At 28.0% G+C, this 17,226-nt stretch carries 18 protein-coding genes; all 18 read right to left on the reverse strand.

Features of this window, described 5'->3' with window-relative positions; translation table 11 throughout:
• Positions 1 to 14: 14 nt before the first annotated feature.
• Entirely contained in the window at positions 15 to 1,409 is a 1,395-nt protein-coding gene (locus KQI30_RS00670) for a glycosyltransferase (RefSeq protein WP_216461235.1), read from the reverse strand.
• 34 nt (positions 1,410 to 1,443) lie between these two features.
• Entirely contained in the window at positions 1,444 to 2,463 is a 1,020-nt protein-coding gene (locus tag KQI30_RS00675) for an SDR family NAD(P)-dependent oxidoreductase (protein WP_216461236.1), read from the reverse strand.
• On the reverse strand, positions 2,464 to 4,212 hold the full coding sequence (locus tag KQI30_RS00680; protein WP_216461237.1) for a motility associated factor glycosyltransferase family protein: 1,749 nt from the start codon (positions 4,210 to 4,212) through the stop codon (positions 2,464 to 2,466).
• A 100-nt stretch (positions 4,213 to 4,312) separates the two neighbouring features.
• Entirely contained in the window at positions 4,313 to 5,461 is a 1,149-nt protein-coding gene (locus tag KQI30_RS00685) for a glycosyltransferase family protein (RefSeq protein WP_216461238.1), read from the reverse strand.
• Between the two features lie 169 nt (positions 5,462 to 5,630).
• Positions 5,631 to 6,440 (reverse strand): flagellin, encoded by an 810-nt coding sequence (locus tag KQI30_RS00690; RefSeq protein ID WP_216461239.1) that lies wholly within the window; start codon positions 6,438 to 6,440, stop codon positions 5,631 to 5,633.
• A gap of 164 nt (positions 6,441 to 6,604) precedes the next feature.
• Complete coding sequence (locus KQI30_RS00695) at positions 6,605 to 7,426, reverse strand: flagellin (protein WP_216461240.1); 822 nt, start codon at positions 7,424 to 7,426, stop codon at positions 6,605 to 6,607.
• A 214-nt stretch (positions 7,427 to 7,640) separates the two neighbouring features.
• Complete coding sequence (locus KQI30_RS00700; RefSeq protein ID WP_216461241.1) at positions 7,641 to 7,976, reverse strand: hypothetical protein; 336 nt, start codon at positions 7,974 to 7,976, stop codon at positions 7,641 to 7,643.
• The gene (gene fliD, locus KQI30_RS00705) at positions 7,976 to 10,357 is read right to left on the reverse strand and encodes a flagellar filament capping protein FliD (protein ID WP_216461242.1); all 2,382 of its coding nucleotides are present in this window, start codon (positions 10,355 to 10,357) and stop codon (positions 7,976 to 7,978) included. The genes KQI30_RS00700 and fliD overlap by 1 nt, the downstream gene beginning before the upstream one ends.
• 2 nt (positions 10,358 to 10,359) lie before the next feature.
• Positions 10,360 to 10,746 carry a flagellar export chaperone FliS gene (gene fliS, locus KQI30_RS00710; RefSeq protein WP_216461243.1) on the reverse strand — a complete coding sequence of 129 codons (387 nt, stop codon included), beginning with the start codon at positions 10,744 to 10,746 and terminating at the stop codon, positions 10,360 to 10,362.
• A gap of 10 nt (positions 10,747 to 10,756) precedes the next feature.
• Positions 10,757 to 10,981, reverse strand: a complete 225-nt coding sequence (locus KQI30_RS00715; protein WP_216461244.1) for a hypothetical protein — start codon at positions 10,979 to 10,981, stop codon at positions 10,757 to 10,759.
• 11 nt (positions 10,982 to 10,992) lie between these two features.
• Positions 10,993 to 11,337, reverse strand: coding sequence for a flagellar protein FlaG (locus tag KQI30_RS00720; RefSeq protein ID WP_216461245.1), 345 nt, complete (start codon positions 11,335 to 11,337; stop codon positions 10,993 to 10,995).
• 19 nt (positions 11,338 to 11,356) lie between these two features.
• The gene (gene csrA / locus KQI30_RS00725; protein ID WP_216461246.1) at positions 11,357 to 11,572 is read right to left on the reverse strand and encodes a carbon storage regulator CsrA; all 216 of its coding nucleotides are present in this window, start codon (positions 11,570 to 11,572) and stop codon (positions 11,357 to 11,359) included.
• 3 nt (positions 11,573 to 11,575) lie between these two features.
• The gene (fliW, locus tag KQI30_RS00730) at positions 11,576 to 11,980 is read right to left on the reverse strand and encodes a flagellar assembly protein FliW (RefSeq protein WP_216461247.1); all 405 of its coding nucleotides are present in this window, start codon (positions 11,978 to 11,980) and stop codon (positions 11,576 to 11,578) included.
• Positions 11,981 to 11,994: 14 nt separating this feature from the next.
• Entirely contained in the window at positions 11,995 to 12,948 is a 954-nt protein-coding gene (gene flgL, locus KQI30_RS00735) for a flagellar hook-associated protein FlgL (protein WP_216461248.1), read from the reverse strand.
• Positions 12,949 to 12,959: 11 nt separating this feature from the next.
• Positions 12,960 to 14,738, reverse strand: a complete 1,779-nt coding sequence (gene flgK / locus KQI30_RS00740; RefSeq protein ID WP_216461249.1) for a flagellar hook-associated protein FlgK — start codon at positions 14,736 to 14,738, stop codon at positions 12,960 to 12,962.
• Positions 14,739 to 14,746: 8 nt separating this feature from the next.
• Entirely contained in the window at positions 14,747 to 15,154 is a 408-nt protein-coding gene (locus tag KQI30_RS00745; protein WP_216461250.1) for a flagellar protein FlgN, read from the reverse strand.
• Entirely contained in the window at positions 15,154 to 15,429 is a 276-nt protein-coding gene (gene flgM, locus KQI30_RS00750) for a flagellar biosynthesis anti-sigma factor FlgM (RefSeq protein WP_216461251.1), read from the reverse strand. Before flgM ends, KQI30_RS00745 begins: the two co-directional genes overlap by 1 nt.
• Before the next feature lie 204 nt (positions 15,430 to 15,633).
• Positions 15,634 to 17,067, reverse strand: a complete 1,434-nt coding sequence (gene purB / locus KQI30_RS00755) for an adenylosuccinate lyase (RefSeq protein WP_216461252.1) — start codon at positions 17,065 to 17,067, stop codon at positions 15,634 to 15,636.
• Positions 17,068 to 17,226 lie beyond the last annotated feature (159 nt).

Here is a 17,226-nt window from a genome sequence, read left to right on the forward strand (position 1 = left end):
CCTCCAACTTAATATTATCTATACTTCTTCATCAAATATATATATATCCATTCATTTTCATAAAATCTAATTATATTCGTACTATAGTTAATATGGTTTATTAAATTGAGAAAAATTTCTTTTTCATAGGTAAAACTTGATATAATAACTTTATCAAAGTTATATCTATTTATATTAGATACATTAATTACCTTTCTATTCAAATATTCTTCACATTCATTTTTACTCTTACTACTATCTATAAAAATAATCTTTGCTTGTACTCTGCCCATGTATCTCTCATACGCTTTAATTAAATTTATTGTATGATTTCCTATTCCATATATACCAATTAATTTATCCTTATTATTTAAATCTAATTCTTTAAAAAGCTCTATATACTTTTCATTTAAAATATTCTCTATTTTTCTCTCTAAATATTCAAATTTTATATTCTTTCTTGTACACATTTTAATAATTTTATTAATTTGTATATATTCACTTATATAATTGCTTTCAAAAATAGAAAAATAGTATTTAAAATATTTCTTAAATTTATAACCCCAATATTCTTCGTTTATATATCCCTTAAAATTAAAAATAGCTAATGTCAAAAGTTCCATACGCATACATATATATTTTTTCATTGCTAATAAAAGTTCTTTATTACCTTCATGTTGATTCAATACTTCTTTACAATATTCAAATTTGCTTTCCAATACATATTTTAAAGAATTTATTGTTTTTTCACTAACTTCTGATGTAGTAATACTATTCTCTCTTCTTCTATATGTATATAACTTTTGCGGAATATATTTTACTCTATTAGCTTTCATGAGAATCTTTAAAAGAAGATCAACATCTTCATATACAATATCTTCATTAAATTTAAAATTATTATCTACAAATAAACTTCTTTTGTATATTTTATTCCACATATAACTACGTAAAACACTATTTCTAATAACTTGCGACGTGATTTCAATACCTGTATATATTTTGCTTGAATCTATAAATTGCTGCATATCAGTATCAATAGTTTTATTACCTTTTTCTATATTTAAATAATCTATAATTGAAGCAGAAAACCATAATATATCTAATTTATCTCTCTCACATATTTCATAACAAACTTCAATTAAATTTTTCTCTATATAATCATCAGAATCACAAAAATATAAATATTCTCCTTTAGCAAGATCAATACCTACATTTCTACTTTTAGATACACCACTATTTTTTTGATTCACTACAGTTATATTAGTATACTTACTTTGATATCTCTCTAAAATTAATCTACTATTATCAGTTGACCCATCATTTATTGCTATAATTTCACAATCATCTATTGTTTGATTCACTAGACTTTCTAAACATTCTTCTAAATAATTTTCCACATTATAAACCGGTAAAATAACTGTAACCTTCATGTATACTCTCCCAAACTAAAAATACCTTATACTTTTATAATAATTCCTTTATTAATAATCTTACTTCTTCCTTTTTTATCGGTTCAATATCATTTGAAGAATAGCACCCTATACTACACCTTTCATATTCCTTATAAATCTCATTAAAATATTCCTTACCGTAAGTTGTAGGAAAAACTACATACATATCTCCTAAATCTCTTCCATAATGAGATTCTTCCTCTGTCATAAGTTCTTCATACAGTCTTTCTCCTGGTTTTATCCCAATAATCTCTCTAGATATATCCTCTTCCTGTTTATTACTCTTTCTACAAGTTTCTTCTATTACTACTTCAACTAAATCTCTTAAATTTATTACGGGCATCTTTAATACAAAAAGTTCCCCACCTTTTCCTATTTCACAAGCCTTCATCATAAGTTTTACCGCTTCTATCGACTTCATCATAAATCTACTCATATTAGGATCTGTTACCGTTACTCTATTTTCATTAATAATCTGTTTCTTAAATAAAGGAATCACTGAGCCACGAGATCCCATAACATTTCCGAATCTCACTGCTAAAAACTTGGTTCTTACATCTCCTTTAGAATAATTTGCTGATTGTACTAATTTTTCTGCTAGCATTTTTGTAGCTCCATATGTATTGGTGGGATTAATAGCTTTATCCGATGAAGTAAAAACAACAGCCTCAATATTATGTTTTATTGCTGCTTTTATAACATTATTCATACCATCTACATTGGTTTTAATAGCTTCTGTAGGATTATATTCGCATGAGCCTACATGTTTCATAGCTGCTAAATTAAATACTATATCTATTCCATTCATAGCTCTTTCTACTCTTTCATAATCCCTTACATCACCTATCAAAAATCTAAAATTTCCATACACGTTGACTATCCCAGAATGTTGCATCTTAAACTGTTTATATTCATCTCTGCTGAATATTCTTATAACCTTTGGCTTGCATTTTATAAGTTCTTCAACAAGTTTTTTCCCGATAGTTCCTGTACCACCTATAATAAGAATTGCTTTATCCTTAAAGTAGTTCATTTATATATCTCCTTCTAATTCCTCTAATGCATTTTCTACAATTTTAATACTTTCTCTTATTATTTTCCTAAGTTCTGTATATAAAAAATTATTTCTATTATAATACTTTTCAACCCTCACAATTTCTTCTTCCTTAGAATCAATAATATAATCTTCGTTATTAGCTAATTGATATGTTATTGGATATATAACATCATTTATAAGTTCTACTTTAAAACAAGTTTCCTCTAAAACTTTATCAATTAAATTTAATTTTTTTATATCCTTGTCTATTTTTTTCCCTAGCTTCACATTATTATAGAATTCCTCTAATAACACTATGCCTTTATTGCAATTATCTATAATAATATTAAAATTACTTATATATTCTCTTAAGAACTTTTTTATTTTATCCTTTCGTTCTTTTACATTTACATCTTCAAGCTCTATATTATTATTTATCTTATTTTTTCCATACTTACATAAGACATCTTTTAATGGCATCTCTATAGTCCCTTCAATTCTTGCCCCACCTTCTGTAGCATTAATAAATACTACATCTTTATTTTCATATACAATTGTCTCCATATATCTTCTGAATCCATCTAATACAATGCTAGTTCTAACTAATCCACCATCCACTGAAGGTACATAAGAATCCCCTACATCTACTTTCATCTTACCTACATATTCGCCATTATGATAAACCTCATCAGCATGAAGTTTATCTCCTGTATATGCGCAATCTTGTCCTATAAATATTATTGGGTTACATCCCATTTTCAAAGCAAACATTGTAGAAATATGAGCTACTGATCCTCCTGATGATAAATTTCCTATATCCTTGTTTAATACTCTATTTAATTCTTCTTGTTGTGTAAATAATATTTTTTCACCTTTATGCTTTTTAAGCACCTTTTTATTAGTACCTTCATAACATACTAAAGGAGTATCAATTTTCTCAATTACATCTTCCACCAAAGTATAAGATATTTCCCCTGGATCAACTACTGTTAAAAAGCTTGGTTCTACGCCTATCTCCATAAGATGTTTTACAGTCCTTCCTCCTGGTAATATAAGAAAGTTACTGTCAACTTTTTGTAACTCATTTATATTCTTTGATAATGATGGTCCCGCTGAAACTATTATTGCTGGTACATTTTTATATTTATCTTTATAATCATTTACAAAATGTTCTGTAGCAAAAAATTTTAAACCTAACATCAAAGAATTGAACCACGTTTTCCCAAATTCTAATCTAGTATTTTTTTGCACATTTTTATCTAGTAATAATGACTTATATACTTCATAAAATTCATCAATTTCTTTTCTAAAAATAGAAGCATAGTTTGCATATACTTGCACTACCACTCCATTAATATCTCTCTCAGAAAAAAAAGCATTTAATTCTTTATAAATTTCTTTTTTGTTAAAGCGCACTATCTTAATATTATTATTTTTTAAAATATTAGTAAAATCATAATCTTTATCCATTAATTCTACAATAGATTCACAAGGCTCTACAATAAGTATATCTATATCCGAAGAATTTCTTTTAATTATTTCTCTTATATGCTCTCCTGCAGCTAATCCAAAAATAATAAGTTTTTTTGTATTTTTTTGTTCTTCTATCTTTTTTATAAAATTATCTATATCTCTTTGAACATTATATTTAGATCCTATGTATATTTTTTTATCATCTTTTTCTATTCTTAATATCTTTCTACTATCCTTACTATCTTCTAAACTTAAACTTTTAATATTACTCATAATTCCACTCCATTTTATAATCTACTACTTATTATCGTTTATAAAATAAGCAACTTAAAGGAAAACCAAACATATTATATGCTTGATTTTCCTTTAAGTATTATATATTTTCATCTGCTAATATATCTAAAATATATCTAGCTCTATGTATATATGTATGATTATTAATTATAATATTATATAATTCTTCTGTTATTTCACGTCTTTCCTTCTCATGAGTTAAATAATACTCACCTTTTTCTCCTAACTCATTTAAATTTTTAAACGTTATCTCTTTATAATGATCTGGAAATATAACTTCCATATCTTTTTTATAGTCGCTTAAAAGAAAAGATTTACTTCCAAAGCAATCAAATGGTCTATTATTTATTGAAGTTTCTAATTGTAAAGTAGATAAATTTAAGTTCATATCATAAGAATTATATACCCTACATAATTCATGTCCATATTCAACCTCTTCTTTTACATATATATTACTTTTTTTTAGTTCACATTCTCCATATATATATATATCCACATCGTCTATTATTGATGAAATAAATGTTCTATATCTAGTTCCACCTGATACATGAATCTTTGAATATATACCTCTCCAAAATTGATATGGTTTCTTATTATATAAATCCTCTACTATTCTATATTCGTCAACATTATTGTATAGATAGTCACAAATCTCTAACACAGGTATATCTATATTATCAATCTTAAGATTTATAACATCTTCTATAAATCTATCACAAGTTTCATTACCTGTTGAAAAATCATCTAATGATTTTGGCATTGATCCAACCATTGATATTGCATTTTTTTTAGTAATATCCATTGGATAAAATTTTTCCCTATCTAAAGCTAGTAAAATTTTATGTCCATTAGGTAAATTTCTTTTGTTATATATATCCAAATACACCTCATCCCAAATAAAGGAATAATAATACTCTGGAAAAGACTCCATTTCTTTTATCATATCATCGTCTAAAAATAGAAATGGATTATCATAAAACAATGATATTACCGGTATTTTGAAAATTCTAAAAGCAAAGCCTTCACTTCCCTTTAACATTGCACAAGTTCCATAGCCTATTACAAAATCTGGTTTAAAATTAGCAATATCTATAATATCTCTTGTGTCTAATCCTCCCATATTGGATTTTGTAATTACTCTACATCCTAATCTTTCAAAAGCCTTTTTATAACTTTTTAATATTTCATCTAATAATCTCATTCCGTGACTAATAATTGCAATTTTCATGATATCTAAATTCTAACTCCTTAAACATTAATTTCTACAAAACATTATTATAATACTATTACTATTATTAACAATTTACTAAAATCATTTATGATTTCACTAAATTATTAATCTCATCACTTATATATATTTAAAAAAGCTACTCTTTTTGAGTAGCTTTTAAATTTTATTATTGTAATAAACTTAAAACACCTTGTGGTGCAGAGTTAGCTTGTGCTAGCATTGATTGTGCTGCTTGTGCTAAAATATTATTTTTTGAGAAATTCATCATTTCTTTAGCCATATCTACATCTCTTATTCTTGATTCTGCTGCTTGTAAGTTTTCTGCAGTATTATCTGTTGAATTTATAGCTGATTCTAATCTATTTTGTACTGAACCAAATATTGATCTTTGTTCAGATACTGCTGTAATAGCTTTATCTATGCTAGAAATAGCTGCTTTTGCACCATTTTGTGTTGATATTTCTGCACCACTAATAGATAATCCTTTTGTACTCATATCTGCCATATTAATATCGATTGTTTGATCTGCATTTGCCCCAACTTGGAAACTTACTTTTTTAGTACCTGCTAATAAAGATTGTTTATTGAATTGAGTATCTTTTGAAATTCTATCAACTTCTTTTGATAATTGTTCAAATTCTTTATGTATAAGTGCTCTATCTTCATCAATATTTGTACCATTTGTTGATTGTACTGATAATTCTCTCATTCTTTGAAGAATGGAGTGAGTTTCGTTTAAAGCACCTTCAGCAGTTTGGATTAATGAAATACCATCTTGTGCATTTCTTGAACTTTGTTGTAAACCTCTAATTTGTCCTCTCATTTTTTCTGAAATTGAAAGACCAGCTGCATCATCTCCAGCTCTGTTTATTCTTAAACCTGAGCTTAATTTTTCAATTGACTTTCCTTGGCTTGTGTTGTTGATTCCCATTTGTCTGTTTGCGTTCATCGCATTTAAATTGTGATTAATAATCATTTGTATATTCCTCCCTGATTTTAACTTAATGGACTTCCCTGTCCTATTATTATTATCGACACAATATATTATAACTTTACAACTTTTTTATATTTTTTTATTGAAATGTTATAAAAAAATAAGCTTATGGCTTAAATACCATAAACTTATTCTTTTAAATCAAATTATTGTAATAATTGAAGAACACCTTGTGGTGCTGAATTAGCTTGTGCAAGCATTGATTGTGCTGCTTGTGCTAAGATATTAGTTTTAGAATAATTCATCATTTCTTCAGCCATATCTACGTCTCTTATTCTTGATTCTGCTGCTTGTAAGTTTTCTGCAGTATTATCTGTAGAAGTGATTGCTGATTCTAATCTATTTTGTACTGAACCAAATTCTGATCTTTGTGATGATACAGTCTTGATTGCTTCATCTAAAGCTGTTATTGCAGAATTAGCATTAGTTTTATTTTTGATATCTAAAGAACCTATTGATAATCCAGTAGAACTCATATCTGCTAATTGGATTGATATAGTTTGACCTGCATTTGCCCCTACTTGGAATGCTAATGCATCACCGCTTGCTGCATTTGATGATAATAAAGATTGCTTATTAAATTGAGTTTGGCTTGCAATTCTGTCAACTTCTTTTGATAATTGTTGGAACTCTTTATCTATAAGTTCTCTATCTTCAGATATGTTTGTATCATTAGCTGATTGTACTGATAATTCTCTCATTCTTTGAAGAATTGAGTGAGTTTCATTTAAAGCTCCTTCTGCTGTTTGGATTAATGAAATACCATCTTGAGCATTTCTTGATCCTTGTTCTAATCCTCTGATTTGTCCTCTCATTTTTTCTGAGATTGAAAGTCCTGCTGCATCATCTCCAGCTCTGTTTATTCTTAAACCTGAGCTTAACTTTTCAATTGACTTTCCTTGATTTGTGTTGTTGATTCCCATTTGTCTGTTTGCGTTCATCGCATTCATATTGTGATTAATTATCATTTTATATTCCTCCATGACTTTAAAATATTAATAGACTTCCCTGTCTATTAATATTTTCGTTACATCTTACTATAACTTTACATATTTTTATATAATTTTACTGGGTTTTTTTGTAACATTTTTCGACAACTTTTTTTCTATTTTTAATTTATACTTTATAAGAAAATGACTCAAAGCAAATTTTATCTTGCTTTGAGTCATTAATACTATTATATTATATTCTTTTATTCAACATACTAACATTAGTAGAACTAATATTACCATAAGCTCCTACTGCACTTTTATTAATAGCTGTACTTTTTATTTTTTCTTTAATTTCTTTCTGCTTTTCCCTGATAATCCTCTCTAATTGATTTTCTACATTAATCAAATCAATTTCTTGAGCATATTTCTTAAATTCATCCAAAGTATAATTAAGATTATCTATCTTCTCAATAATAACATCTTTTTCTTCTAATAAGATATTTAACTTCTCAACATCATCTTTTTCAACTGCTTCTATGGAATCAATATTTAATTGATTATATTTCTCTAATAATTCTTTAAGCATTATGATCCACTACTAAATTGTTGAGTTAACCAAGATTGTTGAGAATTTAACTTTGACATTGCCGTTTCTAATGATGCGAATTTATTATAATACTTATTTTCTGCATCTGTCAGTTTTTCTAATAATGTATCTATATTTTCTTGAATTTTAACAAGATTTTTAGATAATGTATTAGTTGAATCTCCTTCAAATCCTGCTATATCAACAAGATATCCTTTATTCCCACTAGTACTTCTAGTTGTTCTAAGAGCATCATTAAGAGCATCACTTATTCTATGGAATATACCACAATTATTCATTCTATCTTTTCTCTCATCCGCTGTTAGATCAGATGTATATACTGAAGCTTCCGCATTATTTTGTGTAAATAAACTAACTACTGCATCACCATTTTCTTCTAATGCTGCTTTTAATTTCTCTTCATCAAGTACTATTGTTGGCGCACTAGTATAATCACTTGTAAATGAAATTCCAACTTGACTCATACTAATACCTGCCCCTTCTACAGGAGTATTTACAGCAGTTCTTAATGCTGAACTTAGCTTATTTAAATATGTATCATTTCTTAATAACCCTTGCTTTGCTTTAGTTTCCCAAAGTTCTATTTCCTTTTCTGTCATTTCTTCTTTTTGTTCATCAGTTAATGGCTCATATGATGAAAGTTTCTTTTCACTGGTTAATGTATACATTTTTGTAATTAAAGAATTATACCCATCAATTACTTCCTTTATATTTTTAACAGCTTCATCTACATTTCCTTCTACAGTAAAAGTTTCTGTGTAAGGTGTCTTTTCTGGGTCCTTAACTAAATTTATTTCTATTCCATCTATAGTGAAGTTATTTTTATTTTTTTGTAATGTTTGTTGTCCATTAGGAGTTTTCATAATTATTTCTGCATCTTTACCTTCTATAGTTTTATCCATTTTACTACCATTAGCAAATAAAGCGCCTAAAAAGTTTCCATTTGTATCCTTCATGGTTATATTTGCATCAGAACCAGTATTTTTAGAAGCTATAGTAAATGATTTTGTAACTTCTGAATATGATACATTAACACCAGCTTCATTTGAAATATCTTTAGTAATTTGACTAATAGTCTTATTTGCATCTGCTCCATCAAAATCATATTCAAATTTAACATCATTGATTTCAAATGATACTTTTTTATCTGTAACTCCAATACCTTCAAGAATATCTGACATCTTAGAAGAAGTATTTCCTTTTACCTCAAATCTACTATCAAGACCTAAGGTACTTGTTGCATTTCCTGTTAGGATTACTTGTTTATCACTTTTAGATGTTACAGAAAGTTTTCCTCCATTGTTGCTAAATGAAATCTCATCATTATTTCCTAATTTACTATTCAAATCTGATACTAGAGATTCCATAATCTCATCATCACTCATACCATCAAAATTTTGTTCACTCAATTTTATATCTATTGTTTTTTGTTCGTCACCATTACCAATACTTATTTTAAATGTATCATTAACACCACTTACTATTTGTGGCGCATATTTTTTTGTACTAGTAATATTTTTAGAATAATTAGTTTCTCCAACTTTTACATCATCTTTATTAATTACTATATCGCCATCATCATTTAAGGCTACTTTTAAATTCTTTAAATTTTCATTTTCACTTAAACTACTATCATCCTTTATTGCTTTATCTAATGCACTTTGAATCTTGCTCTTAAGCTCACTAGCAGTATAATTTCCTTCTTCTAATTCAATTTCTATTGATTCTCCTGAATTTAATTGTATAGTTTCTTTATGATCTGCACCAATTGCGATCTTTTTTTCAATTTCTATTGAATTTGTATCACTATTAACAGTTGCTATATATTTGTCCTTTAATGATTCATCACTAGATATTGCTTTATTATAAGCTGATGCTACATCAGATAAATTACTATAAGCTTTGTTATCAATATTAACATTTTTTCCTTCAATACTTATAGTATTATTTGAATCAGTTATATTCACAGGTATCTTACTAGCACCACCTGTAGCAAAAGCTATCTTTTTCTCACCAGTTAGTGTCGCTTCCTTAGCAAGATTATTAACAGTAATAGAATATGTACCTTTAACAGACCCTACTCCTGGTTTAACACTTATACCTGAAGTGCTACTTAATCCAGTTGCTTTAAATGTAGATAAGTTTTTCGAACTTAACATATTACTTGAACTAGTTACATTGAAATACTTATTCTTAAAGTCATTAGCTTCTGTCATTAAATCTCTATATAGAGTTTGTTTCCATGTTACAGTTTGCAAATTTTTCTTTGCTTTATCTACTCTATTTTGTTGAACAGATACCATACTTTTTACTAATGAATCAACATCTAATCCAGTTGCTAATCCTGTTACTCTAGTCATGTTTACGCCTCCTTTATACTCTTATCATAAGCCTCATGCCATAAGTTTCTAACATCAATCACAAGTGCTAATACTTTTTCCATTTCTTCTTTAGATTTAGTCATATTAGCTTTTACCAAAGATTCAACAATAAATCCATATACATTTCTTAAATTTCTTGCCCATTCTCCTCCAGCTTCAACATCTAAAGTCACTATAAGCTCATTAAATATATTCTGTGTTTTTATAAGATTTTCGTGAGCTAATGATATATTATTTTCTTCTATTCCTTTCAATGCTAACTTCGAAAATTTTACTGCTCCATCTACTAACATTAATAATAATTGATTTTTAGATGCATAGTTTACAGAATTATTTTTATAAGCATTATATCCCCCTAAGTTTTGCATAAATATCCTCCTATTCTACAATATCAAGAAATTTCTTATCCTCTTCTTCATTGGTTCCTTTAACTGCTGTAACTATATAAGTATCCCTGTTGTTATTATTACTATTTTTATCTTTATCATCTCTCTTGTATGCTTTTATATTATAGGAATTTAATTTATGAACTTTATCTACTTTAGTTACTTGTACAATTTTTTCTCTTGTACTTCGACTAATCTTGTTCAAAACATATTCCATCAAATCACATCCTAGACCTTTTTATCCATAAAAATTCCAGCTCTTTCACACATTTTAGCAACCATATCTAGTATCTTTTCTGGTGGATATTCTACTATAACTTCATCAGTTTCCTTATCATGTATTTTTATCATTACACTACCTAGTTCATCATGAACTTTATATTCAGCATATGTATCTTTTTCATCTATGTATTTATTTAGTTCTTCTACAACTTTTTTTGCATCATTCCGACTTAAAGTTAATTCTGCCTCTGTATTGTTACCTTTATTTTCCTTATATAAAGAAACTTCATAAGTTGAACCAGATAATTCTAAGGTAACTTGTTCCCCTTGATGAATTATGTTTACATCCATATCCACCATTCCTTCCTTATTATTTCTTTAAGATACTAAGTAAATCTTTCTTGCTACTTATTGCCTTCTTATTTTCTTCTTTTACTTCTGCTACTAATTCTTTTCTAAGAATAGTAACATCATTTGGTGCTTTTATCGCAAGTTTTACTACACCGTCTTTAGAACTAACTACAGTTACTTCAATATCATCACCTATTAAAATTGTTTCTTCTTTCTTACGAGTTATAACTAGCATGAGTTACTCCTTAAAAATTTTTTCTTTTATTTTATATTTAGAATCATTAAGTATAACTTGTTTACCTCTACTATTAGCTACATTTATGATTAATGGAGCCATAAGATTTGATGTAAAATCTTCTCTATTTTTACCTAATGTAACTGTATTAACTACTAATACTTCATCTTCTTTTTTTATTTCTAATTCTTCTATAAGTTTATCATCTAACTTTATTTCATAATCTTCTTTAAATATAAAAGGATTTGTAACAATAATACCTAATTGTTCATCCTCTAAATTTTGTAGCAAATAAAATACTCCATTTTCTTCTATTTCCTCAATAACATATGTTTTATATTCTTCTAAACCTAAAAGACCATCTTGGAAAAATATGTTCTTGTTAAATATACCGTCTATACTCGCCATGAAAACCTCCATAATTATACGTAGTCAATTAACGTTGGTTGCAATACCTTTGCAGAAACTTGAAGTGATGCTTGATAAACAGACTGTAGTGTCATAAGATTTATTACTGTCTCTGCAAAGTCTATATCTTCAGTTTCAGATAATATTTCAGTCATATTATAAGTTTCATCTTCATTTTTAGACTGTGCATCCTCCATTCTATTTTGCATAGCTCCAACTTGAGATCTTGTTTTCAATACATGATTTTGAAAGTCTTGAATATCAGTAAGACATTCCCCTGTTAGCTTCTCTAAATCATCGGCATTCCCTGATGCTAAAGTTGTCATTATATTATCCATAATATCTCTTATATCTTTTGATTCACCTTTGCTATTTGTAAAAGAAAACAGATCTGTTACTGAATTTGTATATTCTAACGTAACGCCTTGTGATACTTCAACCACTAGCTTTGTATCTAATTGATCTTTAACATTAGGATCAGTAACATTAGCTATGGTAAGTTTATTAGTTCCATCTGCATCTTTTACTATTTCTACAGGCTTATCTCCTGTTCGAGTTCCACCAAAAATATATTTTCCATCAAAATTTGTATTTAAAATTTGACCCATATGCCCAATTTGCTCATTAATAGTATTTCTTATAGCTTCTCTTTCTTCAGTTGAATACGCACCATTTCCTGCTGCCATTATATTTTCATTTATGCTTTTTAAAACTTCATTTAATTGCCCAAGTGCTGTATCTGCTGTGTCTAAATAATTTATAGTAGAAGCTATATTCTTGTTATATTGTTCATTTGCTTTCAAATCTCTATTAAGTTGCATTATTCTTGAAACTTTAAGTGGATTATCTGATGCTTTATTTACCGTTTTTCCACTAGTTAACTGTTTCTGAATAGTTTGCATATTACCTAAATTGTTTTGTGTATCTCTCATAAATTGATTCACTAGCATACTATTTGTTACTCTCATTTAACTCACCCTTATCTCTTTAATCCATTTATTAATACATCTAATAATTCATCAACTGTTGATATAATTTTAGCATTAGCACCATATGCATGTTGAAATTGTATTAAATTAACCATTTCTTCATCCAATGATACTCCTGACACTTCCAATCTTTGATTTTCAAAATCACTAAGAAGTGCCGTTTGATTAGTAACAACTCTCTTAGCTTCTTGAGTTTGAACTCCTAACTTGTTTATTATATCTTTATAATAACTTTCAACTTTCATTCCTTTTTTGTCTGAAGTTATTGTTAAAACACCATATTCATTTTCTGTTAAGTTACCCACAAATTCTTCTCTTGTAGTACTGGAATTCATATTTTGTATCATCATCATGGTATCCATAATTTGTGCTATAGCAAGAGCTCTTTTCCCATCACCCACACCACTATTCTCATCTTTTCCTGCATTAATTTTCATAACATCAGCAAGAATTTCTTTATTGATGCTTATATTTCCTGCAGTTATATCCTTTTCAGCAGCTAATACCTCATCAAGATTTGTTAATTTTCCACTTGAATCATACTTAGCTACATCACTATTAACAAAGAACGGCATAGTATCCTTGTTAGCATCTGCTGAAGCACTATGTACAGCATTAACTGCTAACGCCATAGATTTTGCCACATTATTTATTTGCACTATATATTCATCCAATTGTGCTTGAACATCTTGATGTCCTTTTAACTCTCCTGAACTTGGTTTAAATATATTAAGATTTGAAAAATTTACAACTTCATTTTCAGAAATTGTTTCACATCCATTTTTTATTGCGTCTCCATCTTTATCTGCCCAAAGAACTCTTGTTTGTGATAGTTCCTTTGCTTCTTCTTCAGTCATATTAACTTTTATGGTTCTTGCATTAGTGTTACTTGTCATATCTCCATGTCTATAGTAAGTAACTTCATAAGTATAGGTACCATCAGCATTAACAGTACCTGTCTTATCTATATTTGCCACATAAGAAAAAGACTTCACTTCTTTATTAAATACTGATTTAACAAGTGTTGGATCTATAACACCATTACTATCTGCTGGTGATACATTTTCTCCATTAAAGTTCTGATTTCTATCCACACTTATATTCATCTTTTCACTTAATTGATCTAAAAGCAAATCTCTTCTATCCATTAAATCATTTGGAGATTGCCCAGCAACAGATACTTGAATTATTTCTTGATTAATAGTATCTAACTGATTTAATATTGAACTAACATCAAAAACTGTTTGTTTTATACTTTCACAAGCATCTTCTTGCATCTTAGTTAATTGATTATAATAACTATTCAATGCTCCTGTTAATGCATCAGTTTTTTGAGCTAATACAGTTCTTGCATTAGAATCAGCTGGACTATTAGAAACATCTTGCCATGCCTTAAAAAAATCAGACATAATACTAGTTAGTCCACTATCACTTGGTTCATTTAATATTCCTTCTACTTTACTAAGTGTTTCATATTTTATTTGATATTCACCTTGCTTTGAAGTTTCGTTTCTTACTTGATAATCTAAAAAGTGATTTCTTACTCTAGTAACAGACGCTACTTCTACCCCTGTTCCAAATTGACCTGGTCCTGCCATCGATGAAAAACTTGGAGCTGAAAATGGTGTTGTAGTTTGAAGTTTCGCTACTTGTCTTGAATACCCTTCTGTATTAGCATTTGATATATTGTGAGATGTAACATTTATATTTGCTTGTGTAGCATTCATTCCTGACTTTGCCGTATTTAATGTACTCATTAACCCTAACATAATTTCACCTACCTATTTAACCTTCCGTTCCCATTATATACATTTACTTCCCTATTTGGATTTATAAAACTCAACATTTTATTTGTAAACATAAGATTTTGTTTTATCAATGCATCATTAGTTCCTCTTTGCAAATCACAAAGATGTATTGTGGAATCTAACTTATAATAAATCTCTCTTCCCTCATTATCTAGCATTTCAAACATTTCTTTCTTTCCCATACCTACAAATAAATTTCTTCTCTTCTTCTCTACTTTAGCTACTTCTACTGAAGCATCTTTAATAAGCTCTGCATCTTTTTCTAATAATAATGGATCTTTCCCAAATAAATGCTTATGTTGATCTTCTAAAACCTTAAGTAAGTTTTCCACTGCATTAATTTCTTCCATCATTATAGCTTTTAGAGTTTCTTTCATTATATATCTGTTCCTTTCATAAAGTCTTTCATACTCTTAGCTAATTCTTTAGTATCAACTTTATAAGTGCCATCATTGATAGCTTTCTTAATTGCCTCTATATCCTTATTCATATATTGATTATTATCTTCGCTAATAGATCTGATTTTCTTAGCATCTTCTGATATTTCTATACGATCACCTTTTTTACTAATTTCTTTTTCTTCTATATTATTTTTAGTATTATTTTTATATAATCTATCTATATTAACTACTGTTAATCTATCTATTTTCATTTCACACATCTCCTATCATCTTGCATATTTATATTATCGAACCGATACTACTTTTATTTAGCACATTTTAAGTGTAGTTTTTATGTAGAATCACATTCTACAAAATATATTATTTCTTAAATAAAATATAATTTTTCATAATATATAAAAAAGCTGCAGTAAAGCAATCTCTTGCTTTACTGCAGCTTTTTTAGTTTCTCAAAGTTATACGTTTATTTCTACTGATACTCCATCTAAAAATTCTTTATTATCTTCCAATAAAGGATTTACAGTTCCCTCAATAAAATCAACTACTTGTGATGGTGCTCTTCCTATAAAGTTCTTAGCATCCATAACAGCATTAAGTTCATCTAAAGTAAGTCCAAAATCTTTATCACTTGCTATTTTTTCAAGTAAATTATTATTTAACCCTTCTGATTTAACTCTGAATGAAGCCTCATGAGAGTATACTCTTATCTTTTCATGTAACTCTTGTCTATCTCCTCCAGCTTTAACACCTTCCATAATTATGTTCTCTGTAGCCATAAATGGTAATTCTGCATTAATATGAGTTTCAATAACCTTTGGATATACAACAAGGTTTTCTGAAATATTTATATAAAGATTTAATACTCCATCTAAAACTAAAAATGCTTCTGCAACAGATAATCTCTTATTTGCTGAATCATCTAAAGTTCTTTCAAACCATTGTGTTCCTGCAGTTATAGCTGGATTTATACTATTTGCAATAACATGTCTTGAAAGTGCTGAAATTCTTTCACTTCTCATTGGATTTCTCTTATATGCCATTGCAGATGAACCTATTTGATTTTTTTCAAATGGTTCTTCCATCTCTTTCATATGTTGAAGTAATCTCATATCATTTGAGAACTTATATGCACTTTGAGCCACTTCGCTTAAAGTATTTAATATTATTGAATCAACTTTTCTAGTGTAAGTTTGACCAGTAACCCAGTAACTTTCACTAAAGTTCATTTTAGAACAAACTAACTTATCTAACTCTCTTACTTTTTCTTCATCACCATTAAATAAATCCATAAATGATGCTTGAGTTCCAGTTGTTCCCTTAACTCCTCTAAATCTTAACTTTTCTATAACAAAATCTATATTTTCTAAATCTAACACTAAATCTTGAATCCATAATGTAGCTCTTTTTCCTACTGTAGTTAACTGAGCTGGTTGAAGATGTGTAAATCCAAGAGTTGGCATGTCTTTATATTCCATTGCAAAATCTGATAGATTTTTTATTACTTTTAATACTTTTTTCTTAATAAGATATAGTGCTTCTCTCATTATTATAAGATCTGTATTATCTCCTACGTAACAAGAAGTAGCTCCTAAATGAATTATACCTTTAGCTTTTGGACATTGTAATCCATACGCATATACATGACTCATAACATCATGTCTAGTTTCTTTTTCTCTCTTTTTAGCATCTTCATAATTTATATTATCAACATTAGCTTTTAGCTCTGCAATTTGTTCTTCTGTTATGTTTAATCCTAGTTCTCTTTCACTTTCAGCTAAAGCTACCCAAAGCTTTCTCCATGTAGTAAACTTCTTATCATCTGAAAATATAAATGACATCTCTTTTGAAGCATATCTACTATTTAGTGGTGTACTATATAAATCTCTCATAACTACCTCCGTACATTTATATATTAGAAATTTCATCCGTTTATGATTATACCATATATTATTATTCAAAGTAACATCTTTGTTCGGAATTAATTAACTTTCATATTTATTTTTTTTATGAATATACTTAACTATATCAATTAATAAAGGAGATTTCTT

This window comes from Clostridium bornimense (assembly GCF_018917145.1).
GTDB lineage: Bacteria > Bacillota > Clostridia > Clostridiales > Clostridiaceae > Clostridium_AN > Clostridium_AN bornimense_A.